Raw genomic sequence first — 23,116 nt, forward strand, 5'->3', positions numbered from 1 at the left:
CCTACCCGCCGATGCCGAAGGAACGGTCGAGCAGCGCCGGAGCCAGCGCCCCAGCGGTGAAGCTCCGTCCGCTCTCGAAGGCGGTGACGATGACGCGGGCCGGGCTGAACAGCATCGGGTCGATCTTGAAGAAGTCGAAGCCGCTCGCCGCAAACAGGTCGGCGAAGGGCCGACCATAGTCGGCGGAGGCCGAACTGGGCAGGCGGGCCGCCAGATCGGCCGCGTCGTCGTCCGGACCGTCGACCAGCAGATGGACGGTTCCGCCGAACAGGATGGCGTCGTTGGTCCGGCCCATCGCCTGGACGAAATCGCGCCCCGGCGGCGGCAACGGCGCGCAGCCGACGCCGTCGCGCACCCGCTCCAGCGGGAAATGGAGGGCGTGCAGCTTGTGCAGCCCGACCTCCAGCACGCGGGCGACGATCTGGACCATGCCGGCCGGGCTGCGGGTCGGCGTCAGGATCAGGGTCACGCGCTCCGCCGGCACGCCGCAGTCTCGCGCCACCTTCTCCACCACCGAGACCGGCGGCCGCTTGTCCGTCTCCAGCACCAGCACGGCGCGGTCGGCCATGTCGCGATAGCCGAGTTCGGCGAACAAAGGCTCCTTGACTGCCAGGGCCCTGCCGGGACCGGAACCCAAGGCCGAGAATTTCTCGCCCGACAGGCTCCAGCCCGCATATTGGCTGCCGAGGCAGGCCAGGATCGGATCGGTGGCCGTCACCGTCACCTGCGCCGGCCAATGGACGAAGGGGGAATCCATGGCGATGCGCACGCTGCCGGCACCGCCCAGGCAAATCTCGGCGATGCGGCGCCCGGCCTCCAGGCTGCCCGGCCGGTCGATGCCGACATCGATCACGGTGCAGCCGGCGGGATGCTGCTCCACCCCGATCCGCAGCATGGCGGCGTCCGCCACCAGGGCATGGACCAGGGGGGCGGCAAGCCGATTAACACTGAAGGGAAGCGAGGCCATCGGCGGTTCTCTCCACAAAGCAGGCCCGCCGCGAGCAGTCCGCGACGATGCGTTTGATCCGGCAGGACAGGCGGTGACGCGCCTCCTCCTCGTCCCCGCCCCAGGCGGTTACGCTGCACAACGGTTGTCCACTCCCCACCGCGCTGCCGGGTCGAGGCAGGTCGGCGCACCAGGGGGGCCACGAGAACACTGTCGGCACCGTCAGGGCGGAGGCGGCATAGGCCACCGCCCCGGCAATGACGCCCGGACGCGCCGCTCCCAACGTCCAACCGCGTCCGGCGGCAGCGTCGAGATGGGCGCGCATCACCCCGCCCAGCCGGTGACGTTCGAGCAGGTCGAGCGTGGCCCCCGGACGCGGGTTGACCTCCAGCACCGTCACCGAATTGCCGTCGACCAGCAGGTCCAGGCTGTTCAGCCCGACCAGCCCGAAGGCGGCGGCGATGCGCCGAGCTGCCTCCGCAAGCCGGTCGGCCAGCGACTGCGGCACCGCGGCCGGAAGCACCGCCCCGCCATAGCGGAAGGGCGCATCGGGCGCCGGATCGGTCCATTGCCGGCTGATCGCCACCGTTTCGCACCGGCCGGTACAGTCGGCGATGAAGGCGACGGAGGTTGGCCGTCCCTCTGCCCGCCGTTGCAGGTAATGACCGTCCGGCAAGGGACTGCCGGCCCAGGGCACGATATGCCAGCCCCCGGCCGCTCCCGTCCGTTTGACCAGCCAGTGCCCGGGAATCGCATCGTCTGGCATTGCCAGCTGCGTTTCCGGATGCCCGATGCCCAGGTCTTCCAGGCCCAGCGTCGCCAGCCGCGCGGCGAAGCCAGCCGGATCCTTGACCGCCCGCACGATATCCGGCCCGTTGCCAAGCAGCCGGTACGGACCGGCCTGCATCAGCGCGCCAAGCATGTCGGGCGCCTGCTCGAACCCCGACCCGACGACCAGAGCGCTGCCCGGCGGAGCCAGCGTCCGGGCGGCGGCGATCAACGCCTCCCGGTCAAAGCCGGCGACGGGATCGCCGGCGACGCAACGGGCAGGCATCGGCAGATCGGCATCGCCGAACTGGTCCATCGTCGCGACAATGGCCCCGGTGCGCGCCACCGCCTGGGCGATGGCCCGGCCCGACAGGGCGGCGACCAGGATCACGCCGCTGTCCGGCATTGGGCGCGGGCCAGGGCAAAGGCGTCGTCGAAGGCCAGATAGACCGGCTTCGCCGCCTCGCGCATCGCCTTGAACAGGCCATGCTGGGTCTTGAACTTCACATTGCCGATGGCGAGCGCGCCGATGCCAACGGCGTCCGTGCCCTCGATGGGGGCGCCGTCGCTGAAGGCGTCCACCCCCTCCACGCCGGCCGGCGGCACGGCATTGACGTCGGCCACCACCCGCACCGACGGGGTGGCGGCGATCTGCGTGCGGCTCAGCACCCGAACGCCGGCGCGGGCAACCGCCAGCACCACGTCGGTCTCCGCCAGGATCGCGGCCTTGTGGGCATCGGTCGAGCCGTCGACCGCGCCCAGCGTCACGCCGAACCGCTGACGGTAGGAGGCCGCCCGCTCGGCGACGGACGCCGCACCGTCATGGCCGACCAGTTGAACGGACGCACCGGCACGCGCGGCCAGCACCGCGGCGACGCCGCCAACCGGCCCCTTGCCGCCGAACACCGCGACCCGTGAGCCGGCAAGCGTCAACCCAACTTTCTCCAGCTGGGCCTCGACCTTCGCGATCATCGCCGCGGCGGTGGTGTAGGCGCCGGACGGATCGGCGAAGACCGAGATCTCGAACGGCGGGACCATGGCCCGGCGCGCCGCCTCCAGCATGTCCAGCGCCGTCAGGATGTCGCGGCCGGCGATGAACAGACCGGTCCGCTTGGCGTCGCCCGGAGCGCGGGAAAAAATCATATCCTGGACAAGACCCGGCACTTCGCCAGTCTCGACATGGGTATAAGGCACGATGACGCCATAGCCGGCGTCACACGCCATGTTGATGTCGAATGGACTGACCGCCTTTACCGGAGTAATGGCGTGCATGACATAGGGCTTTTCCATGAAACGAAGTCCTCGGTTCGCTTCATGGCACTGTCTTTCACCTCATGGGTTCAAGCTGTCTTTTTTGCGACTGTTTCGTATCCGGCAGCGACTGCTTTCTGACCGGAGAAGGTCTCCACCACCGCCCCGTGATTCCGCCCCCGGCAGACGACGAAACGCAGGTTGGGCCGCGTCCGCCAGCGCGCCTGCGCGCCCTCCGCCGCCCGCTCCGCCGATGCCGCATCGCCGAAGACGGCAAAGCCGGTCGGCCCCCAGGAACTCTGCCCAACTCCCGCGGCGCCGGCCACTGGGAGCCACCGCAGAACCTCAGCCACATCCAGGCTGCTGAAGCGCCCGCCCTGGGCCGGGGCGAAATGGTCGCCGACCACGCTCTGGAGTTCGGTCACGGCGGCGCCGAACCGCATGGCATCCCCTTCCGCCAGCGCCGGCAGCCCGACCATCAACGCCAGCCGGCACAGATAGGCCGCCTTGTCCGCCGGAAAGGGGGGCAGATCGCGGAAGGCGACCGTCTCAGCCGTGCCGGACAGGCCGCGGTTGGCATCGTCGAACACCAGCAGCATGCGCCACGCCTCCGGCAGAGCCATGCGGCTGATGACGGGAGGCGGCTCGTCGAGCGCACCCTTGCCGCCGTCCAGAATGACGCCGCCCTGTTCGAACGCACCGACGCCGATGCCCGACCGCGCCCCCCGGTCCAGCAGGTTGGCGACCCGGCGCGGCGGCAGCGGCCGGCCGGTCATCGCCGACAGGGCCGCCCCGACGGCCAGCGCCAGCTGGGTGCCCGACCCCAGCCCGGAATGGGACGGGATGGTCCGGCCCAGCCGCAGGGAAAAGCGGTTTTCCACGCCCAGCGCCCCGCACAGCCGGTCGAGATACCCCGCCGCCCGGCAGTCCGGACCGACAGGAACATCGCTTCCGGATTTCCCGCGCATCAACATCAGGTCCGTTCCCAGCCCGTCGAGCGTCAGGCCCAGGCTGCCGAAGCGCCGGCCCAGCCCGCCCTCCATGTCGAGAAACCCAAGATGCAGCCGGGCGGGCACCTCCACCCGCACCGTGTCGACTGTCATGCGCTGTTCGCCGCAAATCATGGCCTACCTGTCGCAAAAGCCAAGGCGACCAGCCGCCTTTCGCACATAATAAAATTGGCGGCGGCAAAATCAATGAGAACATCAAAATAAAACAGATTATAATTCAATAATTTTCAAATATCCGCTCTGATTTGCTCGTCTCCGCAAAAGAGATAAACTGACATTTCGTGCTCAATATTATTTAATACAACTTTCTACACTCGACTTCATGCGCGGGGTTTGGGATATGGACTACGGACTCGGCGGGAGCGACCTCACACTGCCCATGAGCGATATCGTTTGCCCGTTCTGCGCAATGGCCTGTGATGACCTTGCAATCGCACACGATGGCACCGGACAGCTCAGGGTGACCGCCAACGGCTGCGCACGGGCACGCACCCTGTTCGCCCTTCCGGCATTGCCGGCCCACTGTTTCATCAAGGGTCGCGCCGCTCCGCTCGACGAAGCGCTGGACGCGGCGGCGGGTTTGCTGAGGGATGCGGTGTCGCCCGCCGTCGGAGGACTGTCCGCCGACACCGAAGGAGTCTCTGCGGCTCTGGTGCTGGCCGAACGGCTGGGTGCGGTGGTCGACCACGCCGCGTCCGACAGCCTGTTCCACGGCCTGCGCGCGCTCCAAGTGACCGGCGCCATGACCGCCACCTTCGGCGAAATTCGCAACCGTGCCGACCTGTTCGTCCTGTTCGGAACCGAGTTCGAGCGCCATGCCCCCCGCCTGTTCGACCGCATCGTCCGTCCGCCGACAGCCCTGTTCCGCGATGCCGGCGCGGCGCGCGGCTTCCTGATCGGTCCCAACGACGGACCGGTACCGGACGGGTTCGAGCGGCTTAGCGCCGACCTGACGCACGCCTCTGCCATCGCCGCCGCCCTGTCTCAGCTGGTGGCCGGCGAAACACCCCGCGGCGGCCGGGTGGGCTCCATCGCTATGGAGGAACTCGCCCGCGTCGCCGTGGCGCTGCGGGAGGCGCGCTTCGGCGTCGTCGGCTGGGTCGCCGCCACGCTGGACCCGGCGGCAGGCGATGTCGCCATCGAGGCCTTCAACCGATTGGTGGTGACCGCCAACGCCTCCACCCGCTGCGCCGGCTTGCCCCTGGGCGGCAAGGGCAACGCGCTGGGCGCCAACTACGTGTGCGCCTGGCAATATGGCGTGCCGCTGCGCTCCCGCCTGGGGGCCGGCCCGCCGGAACACGATCCGCTGCGCTATCGGCTGAAAAGCCTGCTGGCCGGGGGCGAGGTCGATGCGCTGGTATGGCTTTCGGCCCTGAACGGCGCGGAACTGCCGGACACCCGCACGCCGATGATCGTGCTGGCCCGCCCCGGACAGCCGTTGCCCCGCGACCCGGAGGTGCTGATCCCGGTCGCCATCCCCGGCCTCGACCATTCCGGCAGCATCCACCGCGGCGACGGCGTCGCCGCCCTGCCGCTGCGCCGCTTGCGAACGACCGCCATGACGCTTCCATCGGCCGCGTCGGTGCTGAGCGCCCTGCTCGACCGCCTCCCCTCCTCCCATCTCCCCATTCGGCTTCGGAAGACAGCGCATGTCTGACGCCTACACCCTGCTGCGCGGCGGTCGCGTCTGCGATCCGACCGAGAGCACCGACGGTGGCAGGTTGCGTGACCTGTACCTGAAGGACGGCCGCATCGCTGCGACGCCTCCGCAGGAAGCCCGCATCGGCGAGGTGATCGATCTGGAAGGTCGCATCGTCATGGCCGGGGCTATCGACATCCACAGCCACATCGGCGGCGGCAAGGTGAACCTCGCCCGCCTGCTTCTCCCGGAGGAGCATCGCGAGCATGCCAGCGGCCCCGACGGGCTGCGCCGCTCCGGCAGCGGCCTGTTCACCCCATCCAGCTTCGTCACCGGCTACCGCTATGCCGAGATGGGCTACACCGCAGCCTTCGAGCCTGCGATGCTGCCCTCCAATGCGCGCCACACCCATCTGGAACTGGCCGACATTCCGATCATCGACAAGGGCTGCTACGCCGTCCTCGGCAACGACGATTTCCTGCTGGAGCGGCTGGCCGCCGGGGCGACGCAGTCGGAGGTCAACGACTATGTCGCCTGGATCCTCCACGCCACCCAGGCGGTCGGCGTCAAAGTGGTGAATCCCGGCGGCATCAGCGCCTTCAAGTTCAACCAGCGCCGCCTGGATCTGGACGAGGCACATCCCCATTACGGCATCACGCCACGCCGCATCCTGACCACGCTGGCCACATCGCTGTCCGACCTCGGAGTGCCTCATCCGCTGCACATCCACTGCAACAATCTGGGCATCCCCGGCAATGAAGCGGTGACGCGCGAGACCATCGCCGCACTGGACGGGCTGCCCGCCCACCTGACCCACCTGCAATTCCACAGTTACGGGACGGAAGGCGACCGCCGCTTCTCCTCGGCCGCCGCCGAGATCGCGGAGGCGGTGAACCGCAACCCGAACATCTCTGTCGATGTCGGCCAGATCATCTTCGGCCAGACCATCACCGCCTCGGCCGACATCATGTCGCAGTTCCGCAACAGCGGCCTCGCCAGCCCGCGCAAATGGGTGTGCACCGATATCGAATGCGACGGCGGCTGCGGGCTGGTGCCGTTCCGCTACCGCGACAAGGCCTTCGTCAACGCCTTGCAATGGGCGATCGGGCTGGAGCTGTTCCTGCTGATCGAGGACCCCTGGCGGGCCTATCTGACCACCGACCATCCGAACGGCGGCCCCTTCACCAGCTATCCGCATTTGATCCGGTTGCTGATGGACCGCAGCTTCCGCAACGAGCAGCTGGCGCGGATCAATCCCGATGTCGCCGCGCACAGCCGGCTCGGTTCCATCGAGCGCGAATACACGCTCGACGAGATCGCCATCATGACCCGCGCCGGCCCAGCCCGCGTGCTGGGGCTGCGCGACCGCGGCCACCTGCGCCCCGGCGCCGTCGCCGACGTGGTGGTCTATGACGATTTGCCCGACCGCGAGGCTATGTTCGCGGCCCCCGCCTGGGTGTTCAAGAACGGTCGGCCGGTGGCACGGAACGGGGAGCTGACTGCGACCGGCTGGGGCGACACCATCGTTGTCCGGCCGGACTTCGACCCCGCCATCGAACGGCGGCTGAAACCATGGTTCGAAGATCACCAGACCGTGCGGCTCGGCAACTTCCGCATCGCGGACGGCGAGATCCTCGACCATGGCCGCGGCGGCCTGTCCATCGTTCCGATCCTGACGGCGTCCGACCCATGCTTCTGAACGGCATCCACATCGAAAACAGCTATGCCGAGGCCTTCGACATGAAGGCGACCCGGCTGATCGTGACCGCCGACACACCGGCCTGGGCGCGCCATGCCGGCATGGCTGCCACCGGTTTCGCCACCTCGGTCATCGCCTGCGGCTGCGAGGCCGGGATCGAGCGGGAACTGGCGCCGGAGGAAACCCCCGACGGGCGCCCCGGTGTCGCCCTGCTGTTCTTCGCCACCGGGCGCAGCGTGCTGGGAAAGCAGGTGGAGACCCGCGTCGGCCAATGCATCCTGACCTGCCCCGGCACCGCCTGCTTCGCCGGCGTGCCGCGCGGGGTGAAGGAGGATCTGATCCCGCTGGGCCGGAAGCTGCGCTATTTCGGCGACGGCCAGCAGATGTCGAAACTGCTCGGCGGCCGGCGCTACTGGCGCATCCCGGTGATGGACGGCGAGTTCCTGTGCGAGGAATCGAGCTGGAGCGTGCCCGCGGTCGGCGGCGGCAACCTGCTGATCCTCGCCGATGCACGGATGGCCGCGCTGGAGGCAGCGGAAGCGGCGGCGGATGCCATGCGCGCAGTGCCCAATGTGGTGCTGCCCTTCCCCGGCGGGGTCGTCCGCTCCGGCTCCAAGATCGGAGCGAAGTACAAGGGGATGCCGGCCTCCACCAACGATGCCTATTGCCCGACGCTGCGCGGCCTGCCGCGCTCCCTCCTGCCGGCCGAGGTCGAATCGGTGCTGGAGATCGTCATCGACGGGCTGACCGCCGCCGACGTCGCCGCCGCCACCACGGCTGGGCTGAAATGCCTGATCGAACGCGGCCGCGGCTCAGGCGTCTGGGGCGTCACCGCCGGCAATTACGGCGGCAAGCTGGGCCGCCATCATTTCCATCTTCACGAGCTGCTGCCATGAGCGTGCTGAGCTTCCGTCTGAAAGGCCCGCTGACCGGCCGCATCGACGCCTCCCCCCTGCTGCCGCACCGGCTGGCGGAGCTGAGTTTGGCGGAGATCGCCGGGCTGCCGTTGCGTCTCGGCCGGGGCCATGTCGCGGTGGGCGATGTGTTCGACCTGTCGGGCAGCCCCGGTGACACCGTCGAACTGGAGGGCGACGGGCGGCTCGATTTCGTCGGGGCGGGGCTGGCCGGCGGCACCATCCGGGTCGCCGGACCGGTCGGCCACCGCGCCGGCACCGGCATGAGCGGCGGCTCCCTGCTGGTGGAGGGGTCGGCAGGGCTGGCAGCGGGTGCCTCCATGCGCGGCGGCGAGTTGATCGTCCGGGGCGACGCCGGTAGCGAGCTGGGCGGCGCCCTCCCCGGCGAGCGGGCGGGGATGACCGGCGGGCGGATCCTGGTCCATGGCGCGTGCGGCGACCGCGCCGGCGCGCGCATGCGTCGCGGGCTGATCGCCGTCGGCGGCGATGCCGGCGCCTACGCCGCCCTGCACATGACTGCCGGCAGCCTGGTGATCGGAGGCAGGCCGGGTGTCTTCACTGGCCATGGCATGCGAAACGGCACCATCCTGTTCCGCGGCGAGATCGATCCGCTGCCGGGGTTCGCCGATTGCGGCCTCAACCGGCTGCCTTTCCTGTCGCTTCTGGACAATCACCTGTCAGGGCTTAACGAAGCGCCGCCCACCTGCCGGGGCCTGACCGGACAGGTACGTCGCTGGCTGGGCGACCGTGGATTCGGTGGGCGCGGCGAGATTCTGGCCTGCCTGTGAAGGCTCGCTCGCCGATGGTCGGCAAGCGGCGGCAGTCCACGCCAAGAGGGGCTACCTCATAGAGAGTGAGTGGTTGCTCCGCCGGACGGTGCTATTGTTCGTTTCACCGGATTATTTGCATGAAAAACAATCCCGACTCGGTCAACGTCGCGCTCCTTCAAGGATTATGTCCGCTTTGTTCAATGTCGCAGGGCCCCGACCTGCGTAGGCTGCTTGTCATAAAAACTTGATGGTGCGCAAAGGGATCGATCCCCGCCCATCCGAACGCGGCCGCCACTGCAAACAAGGCCGCGGGTAAACAGCGTGTTCGCCGACCATTCGCGACCCACGATACGAACAGGAAAGCGGAAGAGGGGCACGGGACAATGAAGTGCAGCGAGCAGCAATCCGGCGTTTCCCAGGCCGACACGGTCGGTTTTCTCCTGGTTCCCGATTTTTCCATGATCGCGTTCACCGCGGCGGTTGAGCCTCTCCGCCTCGCCAATCACATCAGCGGAAAGGAGTTGTATCGCTGGGTGCTGCTCTCGCCGACCGGCGGCGTTCAGCGGGCCAGCAACGGCATCGGCATCTGCGTCGACCATGCCATCGCAGACGCCATCGCCGACTGCCCGCCGTTGTCCACGGTGATGGTGTGCAGCGGCATCGGCGGCCACTGGTACGAGGATCGGGCGATGTTCTCATGGATGCGGCGTTCGGCCGCCCAGGGAATCGCCTTCGGCGCCCTCTGTACCGCCAGCCACATCCTGGCCCGCGCCGGCCTGCTGAACGGCTACCGCTGCACCATCCATTGGGAGAACATGGCCGGCTTCGCCGAAACCTTCCCGGAGATCGAAGCGACGGGCGAGCTGTTCACCATCGACCGCAACCGCTTCACCTGCGCGGGCGGCACCGCCGCCACCGACATGATGCTGCACCTGATCGCCGCCCGCCATGGCGAGAAGCTGGCGATGGACATCGCCGAGCAGCTTCTGCACACCAAGATCCGCGCGGGCAGCATCCGCCAGCAGGAAGAACTGCAAGCCAATCCGGTGCTTGACCACGAGGATCTCCACGCCGCGGTGGCGGTGATGCAGGCCAACATCGAGGAACCGCTCGATCTGCTGACGCTTGCCGCGGAACTCGGCCAATCCCGCCGTAATCTGGAACGGCTGTTCCGCAAATACATGAACTGCTCGCCGGCCAAATACTATCTCGGCCTCCGGATGAAGCGGGCGCGGCAGCTGCTGTGCCAGACCCGCATGTCGGTGATGGAGGTGTCGATCAGCTGCGGCTTCATCTCCGCCACCCATTTCAGCAAATGCTACCGCGACCATTTCGGCATCGCACCGCGCAGCGACCGGCAGAGCCAGCGGCACAGCCCGCTCGCCGCCGCGCATGAGTTCGCCGGACTGAGCTGACACCGCAGCGGGGGCGGACGGTCAAGCGGGACCGGATCGGGGGGAACGGGCATGGGGCGGCGGAAATCGCCAGATTGCTGTCGCTTTCGAGCAGATGCAGCCCTCCGGATGTCGGTAAGGTACAAATGCGGCCCGCCCGACACCAGATCCACGCTCGGCCCCGCCGGACAACAGCCAGGAGGACGGCACCGATGCTAGACGCGATTCTTTCCGCCCAATGCGCGCGTGGCCTGACCGCCGCCGGCTCCGGCCCGTCCACCATCCCCGCCGGCCTCTACGAGCTGTTCCTGGAAAACGTGGTCCTGCCTTGCCGGATCGGCGTCTTCGATTATGAGCGCGACGCGCCACAGCGGGTGCGCATCGACCTGCTGCTGCAGGTGCGCCAGGACGGCGCCCAGTTCTCCGACGACATCGGCGACGTGCTCTCCTACGACGATCTGCTGTCCGGGCTGAAGCGGATCCTGATGGACGAGCACACCAACCTTGTCGAGATGCTGGCGGAAAAGATCGCCCGCATGTGCCTTGCCCACGGACAGGTGCAGTCGGCCCGTGTGTCGGTGGCGAAACTGGACATCTATGGCGGCGTCGCGGTGCCGGGCATCCGGCTGGAGCGGACGCGTGACCAGATGCCGGGCCAACCCCTGCCGGCGTCGCGCCGCCCGCTGGCGATGGCGGACCGGCGGATCTGACCCGATGACGGCCAACGCATCGCCAGAGGACGGATCCCCACCCCCCGCGGCGCGGCCCTGGGTGATCAAGATCGGCGGCAGCCTGTCCGACTGGCACCGGCTGGGAACCTGGCTGGACCTGATCGCCCGGCCCGGCCATCTCCATCCCGTGGTCATCGTGCCGGGTGGCGGTCCCTTCGCCGACGCCGTGCGCGATGCCCAGGACAATTGGCGCTTCGACGACCGGCTCGCCCACCGCATGGCCCTGCTGGCGATGGAGCAGTTCGGGCTGATGCTGCACGGCATATGCCCGACCCTGCACACTGCGGCGACGCGCGAGCGGTTGCGCTCGCTGATCCGGGCGCGGATGCCGGCGGTGTGGCTGCCGTCCGCCATGGCGCTCGACCAGCCCGAGATTGCCGAAAGCTGGGAGGTCACCTCCGACAGCCTCGCGGCATGGCTGGCGGTGGAACTGGACGCGGCGGCGCTGGTGCTGGTCAAGTCGGGGCCCTGCCCCTGTGCGGCGACCGACGCGGCGTCGCTCGCCCGCGACGGGCTGGTCGATGCCGCTTTCCCGCTCTGGCGCGCCCGCTTCGCCGGCGAGAGCTGGTGCATCCATCGCGACAACCACCTTCTGATGGAGGAGGCGCTGGCGGGCCGCGCCGCTCCCGGCTGCGCCCTGCTGCGCTGCCCGGAGGTCGAACCCCTGCCCAGCGTGCGGGCATGAACAGCCTCGCTCCTCCGCCGGCGCCGCCGCGGCTGGCCTGGGCGCTGACCGGGTCGGGCCATTACATCAAGGAGACGCTGGACCTGATGGCGCGGCTGGCGCCGCTCGACGTCTTCCTCAGCAAGGCAGCCGAGGAGGTCATGCGGATGTACCGCCGCCGCGACGGCAACTTTCCTCCCGGCACCCGCCTGTTCCGCGACCGGGCTGCCAGCGCCCCGCAGATCGGACGGTTCTATTTCGGCGAATACCACACGCTGGTGGTGGGGCCGGCGACCTCCAACACAGTCGCCAAATGCGTGCAGGGGATTTCCGACACGCTGCCGACCAACGCCTTCGCCCAGGCCGGCAAATGCCGGGTGCCCTGCATCGTCTTCGCCTGCGACACCGCGCCGGAAATGATGACCGAGGCGCCGCACGGCATGGTGCCGGTCTATCCCCGGCGCATCGACCTGGAGAATGTCGAACGGCTGCGCGGATTCGAGGCGACCACCGTCGTCGAAACCGTTCCCGACCTCGAATCCGCGCTGAAGGCGCGCCTTGAATGTCTGACCACCTCGTCTTCGTGACCGGAAAGCTGGCGGAGCCGCGCCTGCGGGCGATGCTCGACGGGATGGCGCCCGCCCCCTTCCGCTTCGACGTGGTGCAGATCGGCGTCAGCGTCGCCGCGCTGATGACCGAGGAGCTGATCAGGCGCCGCCTGCCGCCCCCGCCCCCCGGCGCGCGCGTGCTCCTGCCCGGCCGGACGCGCTGCGATCTGGCGGCATTGTCCGCTCATTTCGGCGTCGCCTTCGAACGCGGGCCGGAGGAGCTGCGCGACATTCCCGCCTATCTCGGCGGGAGGGCGGCGCAGGCCGACCTGAGCGCCCATGCGGTGACGATCTTCGCCGAGATCGTCGACGCTCCCCGCCGTTCCGTCGACACTCTGCTGGAGACCGCCGCAAGGCTGCGCCGCGACGGCGCCGACGTCATCGATCTGGGCTGCCAGCCGGGTGAACGGTTCGAGGGGCTGGAGACCGCCGTTTCCGCCCTGGTCGCCGCCGGCCACAGCGTCAGCGTCGACAGCGCCGACCCCGACGAGCTGCTGCGCGGGGCGGCGGCCGGCGCCTCGTACCTGCTCAGCCTCAGCGAGGACACGCTGTGGGTGCTGGACCGGACGGACGCCACCCCGATCCTGGTCCCGGCCAAGCCGCGCGACCTGGAGTCGCTGTGCCGCGCCGTCGACCGCCTGCGGGCCGCCGGCCGGCGTTTCCTGGCCGACCCGGTGCTCGACCCCATCCATTACGGCTTCACGGAGTCGGTGGTGCGCTATCACGAGCTGCGCCGGCGCTATCCCGACATCGGGATGCTGATGGGCATCGGCAACCTGACCGAACTGACCGACGCCGACACCACGGGCACGACGGCGCTGCTGATGGGCATGGTGTCGGAACTGTCGATAAACGCCGTCCTCACCCTTCAGGTCAGCCCGCATGCCCGCACCGCGGTGCGCGAGGCCGACCGGGCGCGGCGGATCATGCATGCCGCATCGGAAAGCGGCAGCCTGCCGAAGGGCATCGACGACGGGCTGATGGCCCTGCGCGACCGCCGCCCCTTCGCCGTCACGCCGGCGGAGATCGCGGAGACCGCCCGCAACATCCGCGACCCCTCCTTCCGGGTCGAGGTGGCGGAGGACGGGGTCCATGTCTACAACCGCGACGGCCACCATGTGGCGACCGACCCTTACCAGCTCTATCCCCTGCTCGGGCTGGCGGACGACGGCGGACATGCCTTCTACATGGGGGTGGAGTTGCAGAAGGCCTTCCTCGCCTGGCGGCTCGGCAAGCGCTACGTCCAGGATGAGGATCTCGCCTGGGGCTGCACGGTGGAGGCGATGCCGGAAGCGGAGGCGGGCAGCGACCCCCACGGCTTCAAGGCGGCGGGCACCACCTTGCAGGAGCGGCGGCGGGCCTGTGGAAAGGCATCATGATACTCGAGACCATCGTCACCACGCTGGGCACCGACGGGACCCCGCACATCGCCCCCTTCGGGGTAACGCGGACCGCTGACGATCTGGTGATCGCGCCCTTCCGCCCGTCCGTCACGCTCAACGCGCTGGAAGCCACCGGCCGGGCCGTGATCAATTTCACCGACGATGCGCGTCTGTTCGCCGGCTGCCTGACCGGACGGCGGAACTGGCCGCTGGTGCCGGCAACCGCCATCGCCGGCGTGCGTCTGGCCGACAGCCTCGCCCACTGGGAGGTGGAGGTGGTCCGGGTCGAGCCCGACCCTGTGCGCCCGCGCTTCCATTGCCGGACCGTCCTTCGGGAGGCGCATCGCCCCTTCGAGGGCCACAACCGTGCCGCCGCCGCCGTGATCGAGGCGGCGATCCTGTGCAGCCGGTTGCACATGCTTCCCTGGGAGAAGGTGGAGCGGGAGATGGCCTACCTTGCCGTCGCCGTCGAGAAGACCGCCGGAGCCCGCGAGCGGGAGGCCTGGGGCTGGCTGTCCGACCGCGTGGCGGCCTTCAGGTCCGAAAGTCTCGCCGCGGCGGAGCCGCCCGCCGCCGGCCCCGCTGCGGACCATATGGCCAAACCACAGGTGCTCTCATGATCCGCATGCTCGCCAGCGTGACCAATCCCGTGGAAGCCGGTATCGCCGTGACGGCTGGCGCCGACCTGATCGATCTGAAGAACCCGGGCGACGGCGCGCTGGGTGCGCTGCCAGTCGGCATCATCGAGGCCTGCCTGCGAACGGTCGATGGACGCAGGCCGGTCAGCGCCACCATCGGCGATTTGGCCATGGACCCGGCAACCATAACGGCGGCGGTTTCCCGGACGGCGGCCACCGGTGTCGACATCGTGAAGATGGGCATCGGCGCCGGGGGCGATCCGCTTGCCTGCATCGCCGCGGCAGCACGGGCGCGCGGCGCCACCGCCCTGGTCGGCGTCATCCTGGCCGACCTGACCGCCCCCACCCCCGAACTGGTCCGTGCCATGGCCGATGCCGGCTTCATCGGGGTGATGCTGGACACCGGCCTGAAGGATGGCCGCACCCTGCGCGATCATCTGTCGGCCGACGCGCTGGCCGCCTTCATCGGACAGGCGCGCGGGGCCGGAGTGCTGGCCGGGCTGGCGGGGTCGCTCAGGCTTGCTGACATCGGCCCTCTGGCAGCGCTCCGCCCGTCGATCCTGGGATTCCGCGGCGCGCTTTGCCAGGGCGGCGCGCGGCGCGACGCCATCGACCCGGACAGGATCGCCGAGGTCGTCGGAAGCGTGCGCAATGCGGTTGCACCGAGCGAGTGCCTCTGACATCCGAACGTCTGCTCCGGATTTGCTGTTTTCTTGCCGCCCGTAACGGGTCCCCACGGTCGCTGGGGAGGGTTGCAGCGTGGGCGGGTTGACCCTGCGGGCAACCAATGGTCGATTGCTTGGCCCCGCCAACAAAGCCGTTCAGGTTGTTCATGACCATCGAAAGCGCCGCCGGCCGATCCGCCGATACTCCCAGCGGCGGCCCGGCGGCCACCCGGCCCGAATCCCATCGGACGGAGAAGGCCCGGACGCAACAAGCCGAGGCGAAGACTCCGGCGCTGCATAATCCGCTATTGGTCGCCGTCACCCTCGTGCTGGTGGCGCTGAACCTGCGGCCGGCGCTGTCGAGCCTTGCGCCGGTGATGGGCGATGTGGTGCGCGATGCCGGCCTGAGTTCCGGGCAGGCCGGGCTGCTGACGACCTCGCCCGTGCTTTGCCTCGGCCTGTTCGGGGTGATCGCCCCGCGTCTGGCCCAGCGCTTCGGCACGGAGCGGACGATTTTCTTCACCCTGCTGATCCTGGGCTTCGGCGTCGCGCTGCGCGGGGTCGGTAATTTCGCGGCACTGTTCGCCGGGGCGACGCTGGCGGGTGCGGGGATCGGCATCATCGGCGTGCTTCTGCCGGCCGTGGTGAAGCGCGACTTCCCCCGCAAGATCAGCCTGATGATGGGGGTCTACACCATGGCGCTCTGCGCCGGGGCGGCGATTGCCGCAGGGGCGACGGTGCCGCTGGAGCGTGCGCTCGGGCAATGGACCGGCGCCCTGGCCTTCTGGGCGGTGCCAGCGGTGGTTGCGGCGATGGCCTGGCTGCCGCTGACCCGTGGACGCCAGAGCGAGGCCGGCCCCACAAGCGCATCGGTGCGCGGCCTGTGGAGCAACCGCTTGGCCTGGCAGATCACCCTGTTCATGGGGCTGCAATCGGCTTTGGCCTACATCGTGCTCGGCTGGATGGCGCCGATGCTGCGCGACCGCGGCTTCGACCCGACGACGGCCGGACTGATCGTTTCCGGCTCGGTCATGGTCCAGGTGGTGGCGGCGCTGGTCGCCCCCATGCTGGCGACCCGCACCCCGAGCCAGAGCCTCGCCGCCGTCTCCATGCTCGGTTGCAGCCTCATCGGCATGGTCGGCTGCCTCTACGCTCCGCTCTGGACCATCGCGCTGTGGGCGGCGATCCTCGGCATCGGCCAGGGCGGGGCCTTCGCCGTCGCGCTGACCCTGATCGTGCTTCGCTCGCCCGACAGCCGCATCGCGTCGCACCTGTCGGGCATGTCGCAGAGCGTCGGCTATACCCTGGCGTCCAGCGGCCCCTTCCTGGTCGGGCTGCTGCATGGCTGGAGCGGCGACTGGCACGCCTCCGCCCTGCTCTTCGTCGTGATCGCGGTGGCGGCGGGGGTCTTCGGTTACCTTGCCGGCCGCCCGCGCCAACTCCGCCTCTGATCACGCGCTCCGCTCAGTCATACTGCGTCGGGCGGCGGCCGCGCGGTGCCGCGAAGGGCGAGATCGACCGGTGCAGGAACCGGCCATCTCCGGACTTGCCGGTCTGGACGCCCTTGTCGATGATGACGGTGCCGCGCAGCAGGACGGTTTCGGGCCAGCCCGTCACCTCCATGCCTTCATAAGGCGTGTAGTCGGCCCCGTGATGCATCAGCTCCTGGGTGATCGTCACCTTGCGGTCGGGATCCCACAGCACGAGGTCGGCGTCCGCCCCGATGGCAATGCTGCCCTTGCGCGGGGCAAGGCCGTACATCCGGGCATGGTTGGTGGATGTCAGGGCGACGAACTCCTGCAAGGAAATCCGCCCCTTCCCCACCCCTTCGGAGAACAGGATCGGCAGCCGGACCTCGACGCCGGGGATGCCGTTGGGAACCCATTTGAAGGCCGTCCGCTCGCCCTGCTTCTTCTTGCCGGCGGGGCTGTCGAAGCGGAACGGGCAATGGTCGGAGGAGAAGACCGAGAACAGCCCCGATTGCAGGCCGGTCCAGCAGGCGTCCTGGCTTTCCTTGTCGCGCGGCGGCGGGCTGCAAACGTATTTGGCGCCCTCCATGTTCAGCCCCTTCAGGTCTTCGGCCGTCAGGGTCAGATATTGGGTGCAGGTTTCGGCATAGACCTTCAGGCCGCGGCTCTGCGCCCAGCGGATCTGTTCGATGGCGTCGGCGGACGAGACGTGGACGATCATGATCGGCACGTCGACGATCTCGGCGAAGGAGATGGCACGGTGGGTCGCCTCGCGCTCCACCGGGATCGGACGGGATTCGGCGTGGTAGTAGGGATCGGTGCGGCCGGCCCGCTCCAGCCGCTCGGTCAGGAACTTGATGGCGTCGTAGCCTTCGGCATGGACCATCACCAGCGCCTTCTCGCGCCGGGCGACGTCGAACACCTCCAGCAGCTCGCGGTCGTTCAACTTCAAATCGTCATAGGTCATGAAGACCTTGAACGAGGTGTAGCCGTCCTGCACCAGCGCCGGCAGTTCCTGGCCCAGCACCTGCTCGGTGGGGTCGGAGATGATGAGGTGGAAGGAATAGTCGGTCAGGCACTGGCCTTCCGCTCGCGCATGGTAGTTCTGGACAGCAGCGCGCAGCGACTTTCCTTTGGGCTGGAGCGCGAAGGGAATGACCGTCGTGTTGCCGCCGAAGGCCGCGGACAGCGTGCCGCTGCGGAAATCGTCGGCCATGACCGTGCCGTCGTCGCCGTCCTGCGCGATGTGGACGTGACTGTCGATGCCGCCCGGCATCACCAGCCTGCCGGAAGCGTCGAGCACCTGTCCGGACGTGTCGAGCCGTTCGGCCAGCGCCACGATGCGGCCGTCCTTGATGCCAATGTCGCAGCGGCTGACATCGGCGGCCGTGACCACCGTGCCGTTGCGCACCACCAGATCGAACTCAGCCATGTGCCTGATCCTGTTCCAGATGTGATCGGTCGCTCATCCTGTGGCCGTCCTTCGGCTCACCGCCGCTGCGGCATGGCCCGGCCAAGCGCCTCGATCAGGCGGTCGACCTCGTCCAGCGTGTTGTAATGGACCAGCGACACGCGGATCACGCCGTTGACCGCGGCCAGCCCCAGCGTCTCGATCAGGCGCTTGGCATAGAAATCGCCGAAGCGGATGCCGATCATCGCCGCATCGACCGCGCCCACCACCTCGTCCGACCGGTATCCGTCCACCACGAAGCTGATGGTCGGCACCCGCAGGGAGCGGTCGGCGGCGGCATGGCCGATGACCCTCACATCGTTGCGTCCGCGCAGATAGGCGAGCAGCCGTTCGGCAAGCGCCTCCTCATGGGCGGCGATGGCGTCGAAGGCTGCCACGATTTTGGCCCGGCGCGGTCCGGCGGCACCGCAGTGCTCGCCGAGCTCGGCAAGGTAATCGACAATGCCGGTGCAGCCGACGGCGAGTTCGTAATTCACGTTGCCGGGCTGGAGCTTGTAGGGGATCACGGAACGGTCGATGAAATAATGGTTGAGGCTGGGCAGCGCCGCCAGATGCTCGTGCTTGCCGTAAAGAACGGCGAAATGGGGGCCGTAGACCTTGTAGAAGCTAAAGACATAGTAATCGACGTCCCAGCCGGCGACATCCACTGCGCGGTGCGGGGCGTAGGCGACAGCGTCGACCAGCAGCTTCGCGCCGTGCCGGTGCACCAGCCGGGCGATTTCGGCCACCGGGTTGATGGTGCCGAGGATGTTCGAGGCATGGGTGACGCAGACGAGCCGCGTGCGCCCGTTCAGCAGCGGTTCGAGATCGTCCAGCGCCAGTTCCAGGCTGTCGGGGCGGACGGCCCAGGTCCGGATCACGGCGCCCTTCTCCTCCAGCTTGCGCCAGGGGCCGATGTTGGCCTCGTGATCGGAGTTGGTGACGACGATCTCGTCGCCGGGCCGGATCTGTTCGGCCATCGCCGCCGACAGGGTGTAGAGCAGGGCCGTGGTGCTTCCGCCCATGACCACCTCGTCCGGCCGCTTGGCGCCGATCAGCTCGGCGATGTCGGCATGGGCGTCGGCGACCCGCGCGCCGGATTGCCGCGACACGGCGTAGCTGGCCCCCAGCTGCACGTTGCTGGTCAGCAGATAATCCCGGATGCGGTCGGCGACACGCGCCAGCGTCTGGGAACCCCCGGCATTGTCCATGAAGATCCAGTCACCGGCGAGCGCCGGGAACTGGGCGCGGACAAAGGACAGATCGAGCGGGGAGGTCGTCACGTTCGACACGGGTTCAATTCCTTCGGTCAGATCGCGGCGGCGTGGTCGGCGACCAGCAGCGGCACGGACAGGGAGACGACGCGGCAGTCGGCGTCGGGATCGGGGGCGCGCCACATCATCATGGCGAAGTCGGCGGTCTCGTCGAGAGCCACAAGCGGACAGTGCCAGACGCCACCGGCATAGGTAATCGCCTGATCGGGACCGGCGACGAAGGCACGGGCGGTCTCCGGATCCGGGTCGCCCCCGTCGTCGGCCAGGGCGGCCACCACCAGGAAGCGCCCGCCGGTCATCGGAACGAATGTCTGGCTGCTGAGCGGGTGCTGTTCCATCGCCGTCACGGCGAAGGGCAGCCGTGACGGGGTGATGCGGTAGAGCGCCAGCACCGGCGGCAGCGGCTCACCGGCAAAGCCCAGCCCATGCTCGGCGTCATAGCGGATGCCGCGCCCGTCATTGACCAGGGACGACCGGCCCATTCCGGCGGAAAGCACCGTGCCGAACGGGGCGAAGGTGTCGCCGGTCAGCGGCACCGCCGGGATGATCTTCGCGGCGCTCAATGGTTCAGGACCGCTTGCAGGAAGGCACGGGCGCGCTCTTCCTTGGGTGCGGAGAAGAAGGCTTCCGGCTTCGCCTCCTCGACGATCTGGCCGCGCTCCATGAAGATGACGCGGTCGGCCACGCGGCGGGCGAAGCCCATTTCGTGGGTGACCACCACCATCGTGACGCCGGTGCGGGCCAGCGACTGCATGACGTCCAGCACCTCGCCGACCATCTCCGGATCGAGTGCCGAGGTCGGCTCGTCAAACAACAGGATCTTGGGCTCCATCGCCAGCGCGCGCGCGATGGCAACGCGCTGCTGCTGGCCGCCCGACAGCTGGCCGGGGAACTTGCCGGCCTGTTCGGCGATGCCGACGCGGGTCAGCAGTTCCATGGCCCTCTCCTCGGCGGCCTTGGGCGCCAGCTTGCGCACCCGGATCGGCGCCAGCGCGACATTGCGCAGCACGGTCATGTGGGGGAACAGGTTGAAGCTCTGGAACACCATCCCGACCTCGCTGCGGACGGCAGCCAGATTGGGACCGGGCCGGACGGCGACGTCGTCCACCGTCACCGTTCCGGAATCGTAGGTCTCCAGCAGGTTGATGCAGCGGATCAGGGTCGATTTCCCCGACCCCGACGGGCCGAGCAGAACGACCACCTCGCCTTCCGCGACATCGAGGTTGATGCCGGAAAGGGCGCAGAAGCTGCCATACATCTTGCGCAGGTCGCGGATGGCGATGATCGGCCGGGCGGCCGGGCGCGCGGATGCCGCCCTGCCCGCTTTCCCCGCCTGCATATCGTTGATCTGCATGTCAACGGCGCTCCTTGGCGAAGTGTTTTTCCAGCGTGCCCACGGCGCGCACCATCGGCAGGAGCAGCAGCACATAGAGCGCGGCGGCGCCGATCAGCGGCGTCGGGTTCGCCGCCAGCGCCTGGGCCTGCGTCGCCTGCTTCAGAAGGTCCGGCATCGCGACGACGGAGGCGAGTGCGGTGTCCTTCATCACGTTGATGCAGTTGCTGGTCATCGGCGGAATGACGATGCGGACGGCCTGCGGCAGGACGATGTCCCCCATCATGCTCCAATAGGACAGGCCGAGCGCTTGGCTGGCCTCGAACTGGCCGCGAGGGATCGCCTGGATGCCGGCCCGCAGGATTTCAGCGCTGTAGGCGGCGCTGACCAGCGACAGGGCGGTGGTGGCCGATGCGAAGGGGGAAAGCCGGATGCCGACGAACGGCAGGGCGTAATAGACGATGACCAGAAGCACCAGGATGGGAATGGCGCGGAACAGGTCGATGTAGAGCACCCACAGCCCGCTCAGGGCAGGCGGGCCGTAAAGACGCAGAAGAGCGAGGACCAAACCTCCGACCAGGCCGAGCACGATGCTGAGAATCCCCAGCGACAGCGTGGTTCCCAACCCCATCAGCAGGAGCGGCAGCGAATCCCACAGCACCCTTCCATTGAAGAAGGTGTCGATCAAATCCATGAGAGAATGTCCAGGCATGGGCCGGGCACGCGCAACTCAGGCGCCGTGTGCCCGGCCATGGCATCCGATGACGGAGTTTCCAATGGCGGTAAGTCAGTCCGCGCTCAGGACTTCTTCGGGATGTCGAGAACCTTGGCGGTGCTGCCATCGGCATCCGGCTTCACGCCGAACCACTTCTCATGCAGGGCGGCCAGGGTGCCGTCCTTCTTCATCGCGGTGATCTGGTCGTTGACGGCGGGCAGCAGCGGGCTGTCCTTGGCGAACATTACGGAATAGCGCTCGCCGGTCGGGATGCGCTGGACCACTTTGAACTGCGGCTTGTCCTTGGTGTAGTAGAGCAAGGCCGGAATGTCGCTGATGTAGCCGTCCAGGCGCCCGGCCCCGAGGTCGAGCATCGCCGGTTGCAGCCCTTCATAGCGGCGGACATCGCCGAAGCTGTATTTGGCCTGGTTCTGGTTCACCCACATGTCGCCGGTGGAACCGGTATCGACGCCCAGCGACTTGCCCTTCAGATCGTCGACGCTCTTGATCGGGGTGTTCGCCCGCACGGTCAGCGACTGGTCGCTGTCATAGTAGGGCTGGGCGAAGGACACCGAGTCCAGCCGCTTGTCGGTGATGGTGATCGACGAGATCGCCATGGCGATCCGGCCCGACTGGACGGCGGAGAACAGGCCGTTGAAGGGGATGTTGACGATCTCCACGGTCTTACCCAGGCGCTTGGCCGCCTCGTTGACCACATCGATCTCGAAGCCGACGAACTTGCCGGTCGCGTCCTGGAACTCCCACGGGACGTTGCCGATGTTGGCGCCGACGGCGAGGTCGGCGGCGCGGGCCGGTGCGAAGCCGCCCCAGACGGTGGCGGAGGCCGCGGCGAAGAGAGCGAGTTTGAGGATCTGTCTGCGCATGGCTGTACCTGCGTCTCCCTGCATGGGTGGGTGAATGCCTGACGCGAATCCCTGAAAGCCGGTTTTGTCGTTTTCTTTGGTCTGAGAGGCCATACCGGTCTGACCAGTTGGATTGCACGCCCTTTCTGGGCTATTGTCAAGGCGTCGCGTGGGGCACCCCGGCAAGAGCAACGACAGACAGGGATCGGCAGGATGCGTGGACGGCTGTTGGTGCCACAGGCGGCGGTCGAGAAGATCCGCCGGATCATCGACGAACAGGGGCTGCGTCCGGGCGACCAGCTGCCGCCCCAGCGCGAGCTTGCCGAGAGGCTGAGCATCAGCCGGGCATCGCTGCGCGAGGCGCTGTCGGCGCTGGAAACGCTCGGCATGATCCGGATTGAGGTGGGGCGCGGCGTCTTTCTCACCGACGGCAAGCCGCCGGACCCGGTCGCCGCCTGGCGGTTCGCCGACCTCTACTCACCGCGTGAAGTCTACGAGGCGCGTCTGGCGTTGGAGCCCCACGCCGCCCAGCTTGCCGCCATCGCCCTGCCCGCGGCCACGCTTGAAACGCTGGCCAGCACGCTGGTGCGGATGCGCAGCGCCTTCGAGTCGCACGACTTCGCCCAGGCCGGGGTGGAGGACAGCAAGTTCCACCACCTGATCGTCGAAGGCTGCGGCAACCGTATGGTCCTGGACCTGTTCCGGACGGTCGATGCGGTGGTCACCGAGATCCAGACGCTTCCCTTCGCCCAGGAGGACCGCATCTGGGAAACCCTGGAGGAGCACGAGCGGATTTTAAAGGCCTTGCAGACACGCGACAGCGCCCGCGCAGCACAGGCGATGTCCGACCACATCACCGGTGCCGCGGGGCGCCTGGGCATCCTGCTGGGTGCCGGGAGAGCTGCCGAACCCGTGGCCGGCAGCTCCCTGTAG

Annotated in this window: 23 protein-coding genes; 13 read left to right on the forward strand and 10 right to left on the reverse strand. The window is 68.4% G+C overall.

Annotated elements, in window-relative coordinates:
* Nucleotide 1: 1 nt before the first annotated feature.
* The 4 genes from mch to TSH64_RS10810 are packed head-to-tail and all read right to left on the reverse strand — an operon-like array spanning nt 2 to nt 4,068.
* Nucleotides 2-967 (reverse strand): methenyltetrahydromethanopterin cyclohydrolase, encoded by a 966-nt coding sequence (gene mch / locus TSH64_RS10795; RefSeq protein WP_109096739.1) that lies wholly within the window; start codon nt 965-967, stop codon nt 2-4.
* Nucleotides 942-2,120 (reverse strand): ATP-grasp domain-containing protein, encoded by a 1,179-nt coding sequence (locus TSH64_RS10800; protein WP_109096740.1) that lies wholly within the window; start codon nt 2,118-2,120, stop codon nt 942-944. The genes mch and TSH64_RS10800 overlap by 26 nt, the downstream gene beginning before the upstream one ends.
* Nucleotides 2,102-3,004, reverse strand: a complete 903-nt coding sequence (locus tag TSH64_RS10805; RefSeq protein WP_109096741.1) for an NAD(P)-dependent methylenetetrahydromethanopterin dehydrogenase — start codon at nt 3,002-3,004, stop codon at nt 2,102-2,104. The genes TSH64_RS10800 and TSH64_RS10805 overlap by 19 nt, the downstream gene beginning before the upstream one ends.
* 50 nt (nt 3,005-3,054) lie before the next feature.
* Nucleotides 3,055-4,068 carry a beta-ribofuranosylaminobenzene 5'-phosphate synthase family protein gene (locus TSH64_RS10810; RefSeq protein WP_247872865.1) on the reverse strand — a complete coding sequence of 338 codons (1,014 nt, stop codon included), beginning with the start codon at nt 4,066-4,068 and terminating at the stop codon, nt 3,055-3,057.
* A gap of 367 nt (nt 4,069-4,435) precedes the next feature.
* On the opposite strand from TSH64_RS10810, the gene TSH64_RS10815 reads away from it, so the two are divergent.
* From TSH64_RS10815 to TSH64_RS10870, 12 genes are all read left to right on the forward strand, one after another.
* Complete coding sequence (locus tag TSH64_RS10815; RefSeq protein WP_247872866.1) at nt 4,436-5,632, forward strand: formylmethanofuran dehydrogenase; 1,197 nt, start codon at nt 4,436-4,438, stop codon at nt 5,630-5,632.
* Nucleotides 5,625-7,313: a formylmethanofuran dehydrogenase subunit A gene (locus TSH64_RS10820; RefSeq protein ID WP_109096744.1), complete on the forward strand. Its 1,689-nt coding sequence runs from the start codon at nt 5,625-5,627 to the stop codon at nt 7,311-7,313. Before TSH64_RS10815 ends, TSH64_RS10820 begins: the two co-directional genes overlap by 8 nt.
* Nucleotides 7,304-8,209 carry a formylmethanofuran--tetrahydromethanopterin N-formyltransferase gene (gene fhcD / locus TSH64_RS10825; RefSeq protein WP_109096745.1) on the forward strand — a complete coding sequence of 302 codons (906 nt, stop codon included), beginning with the start codon at nt 7,304-7,306 and terminating at the stop codon, nt 8,207-8,209. The genes TSH64_RS10820 and fhcD overlap by 10 nt, the downstream gene beginning before the upstream one ends.
* Nucleotides 8,206-9,015: a formylmethanofuran dehydrogenase subunit C gene (locus TSH64_RS10830; RefSeq protein ID WP_109096746.1), complete on the forward strand. Its 810-nt coding sequence runs from the start codon at nt 8,206-8,208 to the stop codon at nt 9,013-9,015. The genes fhcD and TSH64_RS10830 overlap by 4 nt, the downstream gene beginning before the upstream one ends.
* A 440-nt stretch (nt 9,016-9,455) precedes the next feature.
* On the forward strand, nt 9,456-10,412 hold the full coding sequence (locus tag TSH64_RS10835) for a GlxA family transcriptional regulator (protein WP_247872867.1): 957 nt from the start codon (nt 9,456-9,458) through the stop codon (nt 10,410-10,412).
* Nucleotides 10,413-10,603: 191 nt separating this feature from the next.
* The gene (locus tag TSH64_RS10840; protein ID WP_109096748.1) at nt 10,604-11,101 is read left to right on the forward strand and encodes a dihydroneopterin aldolase; all 498 of its coding nucleotides are present in this window, start codon (nt 10,604-10,606) and stop codon (nt 11,099-11,101) included.
* A gap of 4 nt (nt 11,102-11,105) precedes the next feature.
* Nucleotides 11,106-11,807, forward strand: coding sequence for a uridylate kinase (locus tag TSH64_RS10845; protein WP_247872868.1), 702 nt, complete (start codon nt 11,106-11,108; stop codon nt 11,805-11,807).
* Nucleotides 11,804-12,373: a flavoprotein gene (locus TSH64_RS10850; protein ID WP_109096750.1), complete on the forward strand. Its 570-nt coding sequence runs from the start codon at nt 11,804-11,806 to the stop codon at nt 12,371-12,373. Before TSH64_RS10845 ends, TSH64_RS10850 begins: the two co-directional genes overlap by 4 nt.
* The gene (locus TSH64_RS10855; RefSeq protein ID WP_109096751.1) at nt 12,349-13,773 is read left to right on the forward strand and encodes a DUF6513 domain-containing protein; all 1,425 of its coding nucleotides are present in this window, start codon (nt 12,349-12,351) and stop codon (nt 13,771-13,773) included. Before TSH64_RS10850 ends, TSH64_RS10855 begins: the two co-directional genes overlap by 25 nt.
* Nucleotides 13,770-14,396 carry a DUF447 domain-containing protein gene (locus tag TSH64_RS10860; RefSeq protein ID WP_109096752.1) on the forward strand — a complete coding sequence of 209 codons (627 nt, stop codon included), beginning with the start codon at nt 13,770-13,772 and terminating at the stop codon, nt 14,394-14,396. Before TSH64_RS10855 ends, TSH64_RS10860 begins: the two co-directional genes overlap by 4 nt.
* Nucleotides 14,393-15,094: a (5-formylfuran-3-yl)methyl phosphate synthase gene (locus TSH64_RS10865; protein ID WP_109096753.1), complete on the forward strand. Its 702-nt coding sequence runs from the start codon at nt 14,393-14,395 to the stop codon at nt 15,092-15,094. The genes TSH64_RS10860 and TSH64_RS10865 overlap by 4 nt, the downstream gene beginning before the upstream one ends.
* Before the next feature lie 152 nt (nt 15,095-15,246).
* The gene (locus TSH64_RS10870) at nt 15,247-16,530 is read left to right on the forward strand and encodes a CynX/NimT family MFS transporter (RefSeq protein ID WP_109452505.1); all 1,284 of its coding nucleotides are present in this window, start codon (nt 15,247-15,249) and stop codon (nt 16,528-16,530) included.
* 13 nt (nt 16,531-16,543) lie between these two features.
* On the opposite strand, the gene hydA is transcribed toward TSH64_RS10870, so the two are convergent.
* The 6 genes from hydA to TSH64_RS10900 form a co-directional block, all read right to left on the reverse strand.
* Nucleotides 16,544-17,980 carry a dihydropyrimidinase gene (gene hydA / locus TSH64_RS10875; protein ID WP_109096754.1) on the reverse strand — a complete coding sequence of 479 codons (1,437 nt, stop codon included), beginning with the start codon at nt 17,978-17,980 and terminating at the stop codon, nt 16,544-16,546.
* 56 nt (nt 17,981-18,036) lie between these two features.
* Nucleotides 18,037-19,290, reverse strand: coding sequence for a cysteine desulfurase-like protein (locus TSH64_RS10880; protein ID WP_199237525.1), 1,254 nt, complete (start codon nt 19,288-19,290; stop codon nt 18,037-18,039).
* Between the two features lie 17 nt (nt 19,291-19,307).
* A complete protein-coding gene (locus TSH64_RS10885) occupies nt 19,308-19,835 on the reverse strand; it encodes an ureidoglycolate lyase (RefSeq protein ID WP_109096755.1) in 528 nt (175 codons plus the stop codon).
* Nucleotides 19,832-20,530 carry an amino acid ABC transporter ATP-binding protein gene (locus tag TSH64_RS10890; protein WP_247873363.1) on the reverse strand — a complete coding sequence of 233 codons (699 nt, stop codon included), beginning with the start codon at nt 20,528-20,530 and terminating at the stop codon, nt 19,832-19,834. The genes TSH64_RS10885 and TSH64_RS10890 overlap by 4 nt, the downstream gene beginning before the upstream one ends.
* A 97-nt stretch (nt 20,531-20,627) precedes the next feature.
* A complete protein-coding gene (locus TSH64_RS10895; protein WP_109096756.1) occupies nt 20,628-21,299 on the reverse strand; it encodes an amino acid ABC transporter permease in 672 nt (223 codons plus the stop codon).
* A gap of 104 nt (nt 21,300-21,403) precedes the next feature.
* Nucleotides 21,404-22,204, reverse strand: coding sequence for a transporter substrate-binding domain-containing protein (locus TSH64_RS10900; protein ID WP_109096757.1), 801 nt, complete (start codon nt 22,202-22,204; stop codon nt 21,404-21,406).
* 192 nt (nt 22,205-22,396) lie between these two features.
* On the opposite strand from TSH64_RS10900, the gene TSH64_RS10905 reads away from it, so the two are divergent.
* Entirely contained in the window at nt 22,397-23,116 is a 720-nt protein-coding gene (locus TSH64_RS10905) for an FCD domain-containing protein (protein ID WP_109096758.1), read from the forward strand.

The sequence above is a fragment of the Azospirillum sp. TSH64 genome (assembly GCF_003116035.1).
Lineage (GTDB): Bacteria > Pseudomonadota > Alphaproteobacteria > Azospirillales > Azospirillaceae > Azospirillum.

Coding starts and splice junctions, on each gene's coding strand:
- TSH64_RS10840 (WP_109096748.1), top strand. CDS start 10,604: ATGCTAGACGCGATTCTTTCCGCCCAATGCGCGCGTGGCCTGACCGCC.
- TSH64_RS10895 (WP_109096756.1), bottom strand. CDS start 21,299: ATGGATTTGATCGACACCTTCTTCAATGGAAGGGTGCTGTGGGATTCG.
- TSH64_RS10865 (WP_109096753.1), top strand. CDS start 14,393: ATGATCCGCATGCTCGCCAGCGTGACCAATCCCGTGGAAGCCGGTATC.
- TSH64_RS10810 (WP_247872865.1), bottom strand. CDS start 4,068: ATGACAGTCGACACGGTGCGGGTGGAGGTGCCCGCCCGGCTGCATCTT.
- TSH64_RS10855 (WP_109096751.1), top strand. CDS start 12,349: ATGTCTGACCACCTCGTCTTCGTGACCGGAAAGCTGGCGGAGCCGCGC.
- TSH64_RS10870 (WP_109452505.1), top strand. CDS start 15,247: ATGACCATCGAAAGCGCCGCCGGCCGATCCGCCGATACTCCCAGCGGC.
- hydA (WP_109096754.1), bottom strand. CDS start 17,980: ATGGCTGAGTTCGATCTGGTGGTGCGCAACGGCACGGTGGTCACGGCC.
- TSH64_RS10800 (WP_109096740.1), bottom strand. CDS start 2,120: ATGCCGGACAGCGGCGTGATCCTGGTCGCCGCCCTGTCGGGCCGGGCC.
- TSH64_RS10905 (WP_109096758.1), top strand. CDS start 22,397: ATGCGTGGACGGCTGTTGGTGCCACAGGCGGCGGTCGAGAAGATCCGC.
- mch (WP_109096739.1), bottom strand. CDS start 967: ATGGCCTCGCTTCCCTTCAGTGTTAATCGGCTTGCCGCCCCCCTGGTC.
- TSH64_RS10835 (WP_247872867.1), top strand. CDS start 9,456: ATGATCGCGTTCACCGCGGCGGTTGAGCCTCTCCGCCTCGCCAATCAC.
- TSH64_RS10900 (WP_109096757.1), bottom strand. CDS start 22,204: ATGCGCAGACAGATCCTCAAACTCGCTCTCTTCGCCGCGGCCTCCGCC.
- TSH64_RS10805 (WP_109096741.1), bottom strand. CDS start 3,004: ATGGAAAAGCCCTATGTCATGCACGCCATTACTCCGGTAAAGGCGGTC.
- TSH64_RS10820 (WP_109096744.1), top strand. CDS start 5,625: ATGTCTGACGCCTACACCCTGCTGCGCGGCGGTCGCGTCTGCGATCCG.
- TSH64_RS10860 (WP_109096752.1), top strand. CDS start 13,770: ATGATACTCGAGACCATCGTCACCACGCTGGGCACCGACGGGACCCCG.
- TSH64_RS10830 (WP_109096746.1), top strand. CDS start 8,206: ATGAGCGTGCTGAGCTTCCGTCTGAAAGGCCCGCTGACCGGCCGCATC.
- TSH64_RS10850 (WP_109096750.1), top strand. CDS start 11,804: ATGAACAGCCTCGCTCCTCCGCCGGCGCCGCCGCGGCTGGCCTGGGCG.
- fhcD (WP_109096745.1), top strand. CDS start 7,304: ATGCTTCTGAACGGCATCCACATCGAAAACAGCTATGCCGAGGCCTTC.
- TSH64_RS10845 (WP_247872868.1), top strand. CDS start 11,106: ATGACGGCCAACGCATCGCCAGAGGACGGATCCCCACCCCCCGCGGCG.
- TSH64_RS10890 (WP_247873363.1), bottom strand. CDS start 20,530: ATGTATGGCAGCTTCTGCGCCCTTTCCGGCATCAACCTCGATGTCGCG.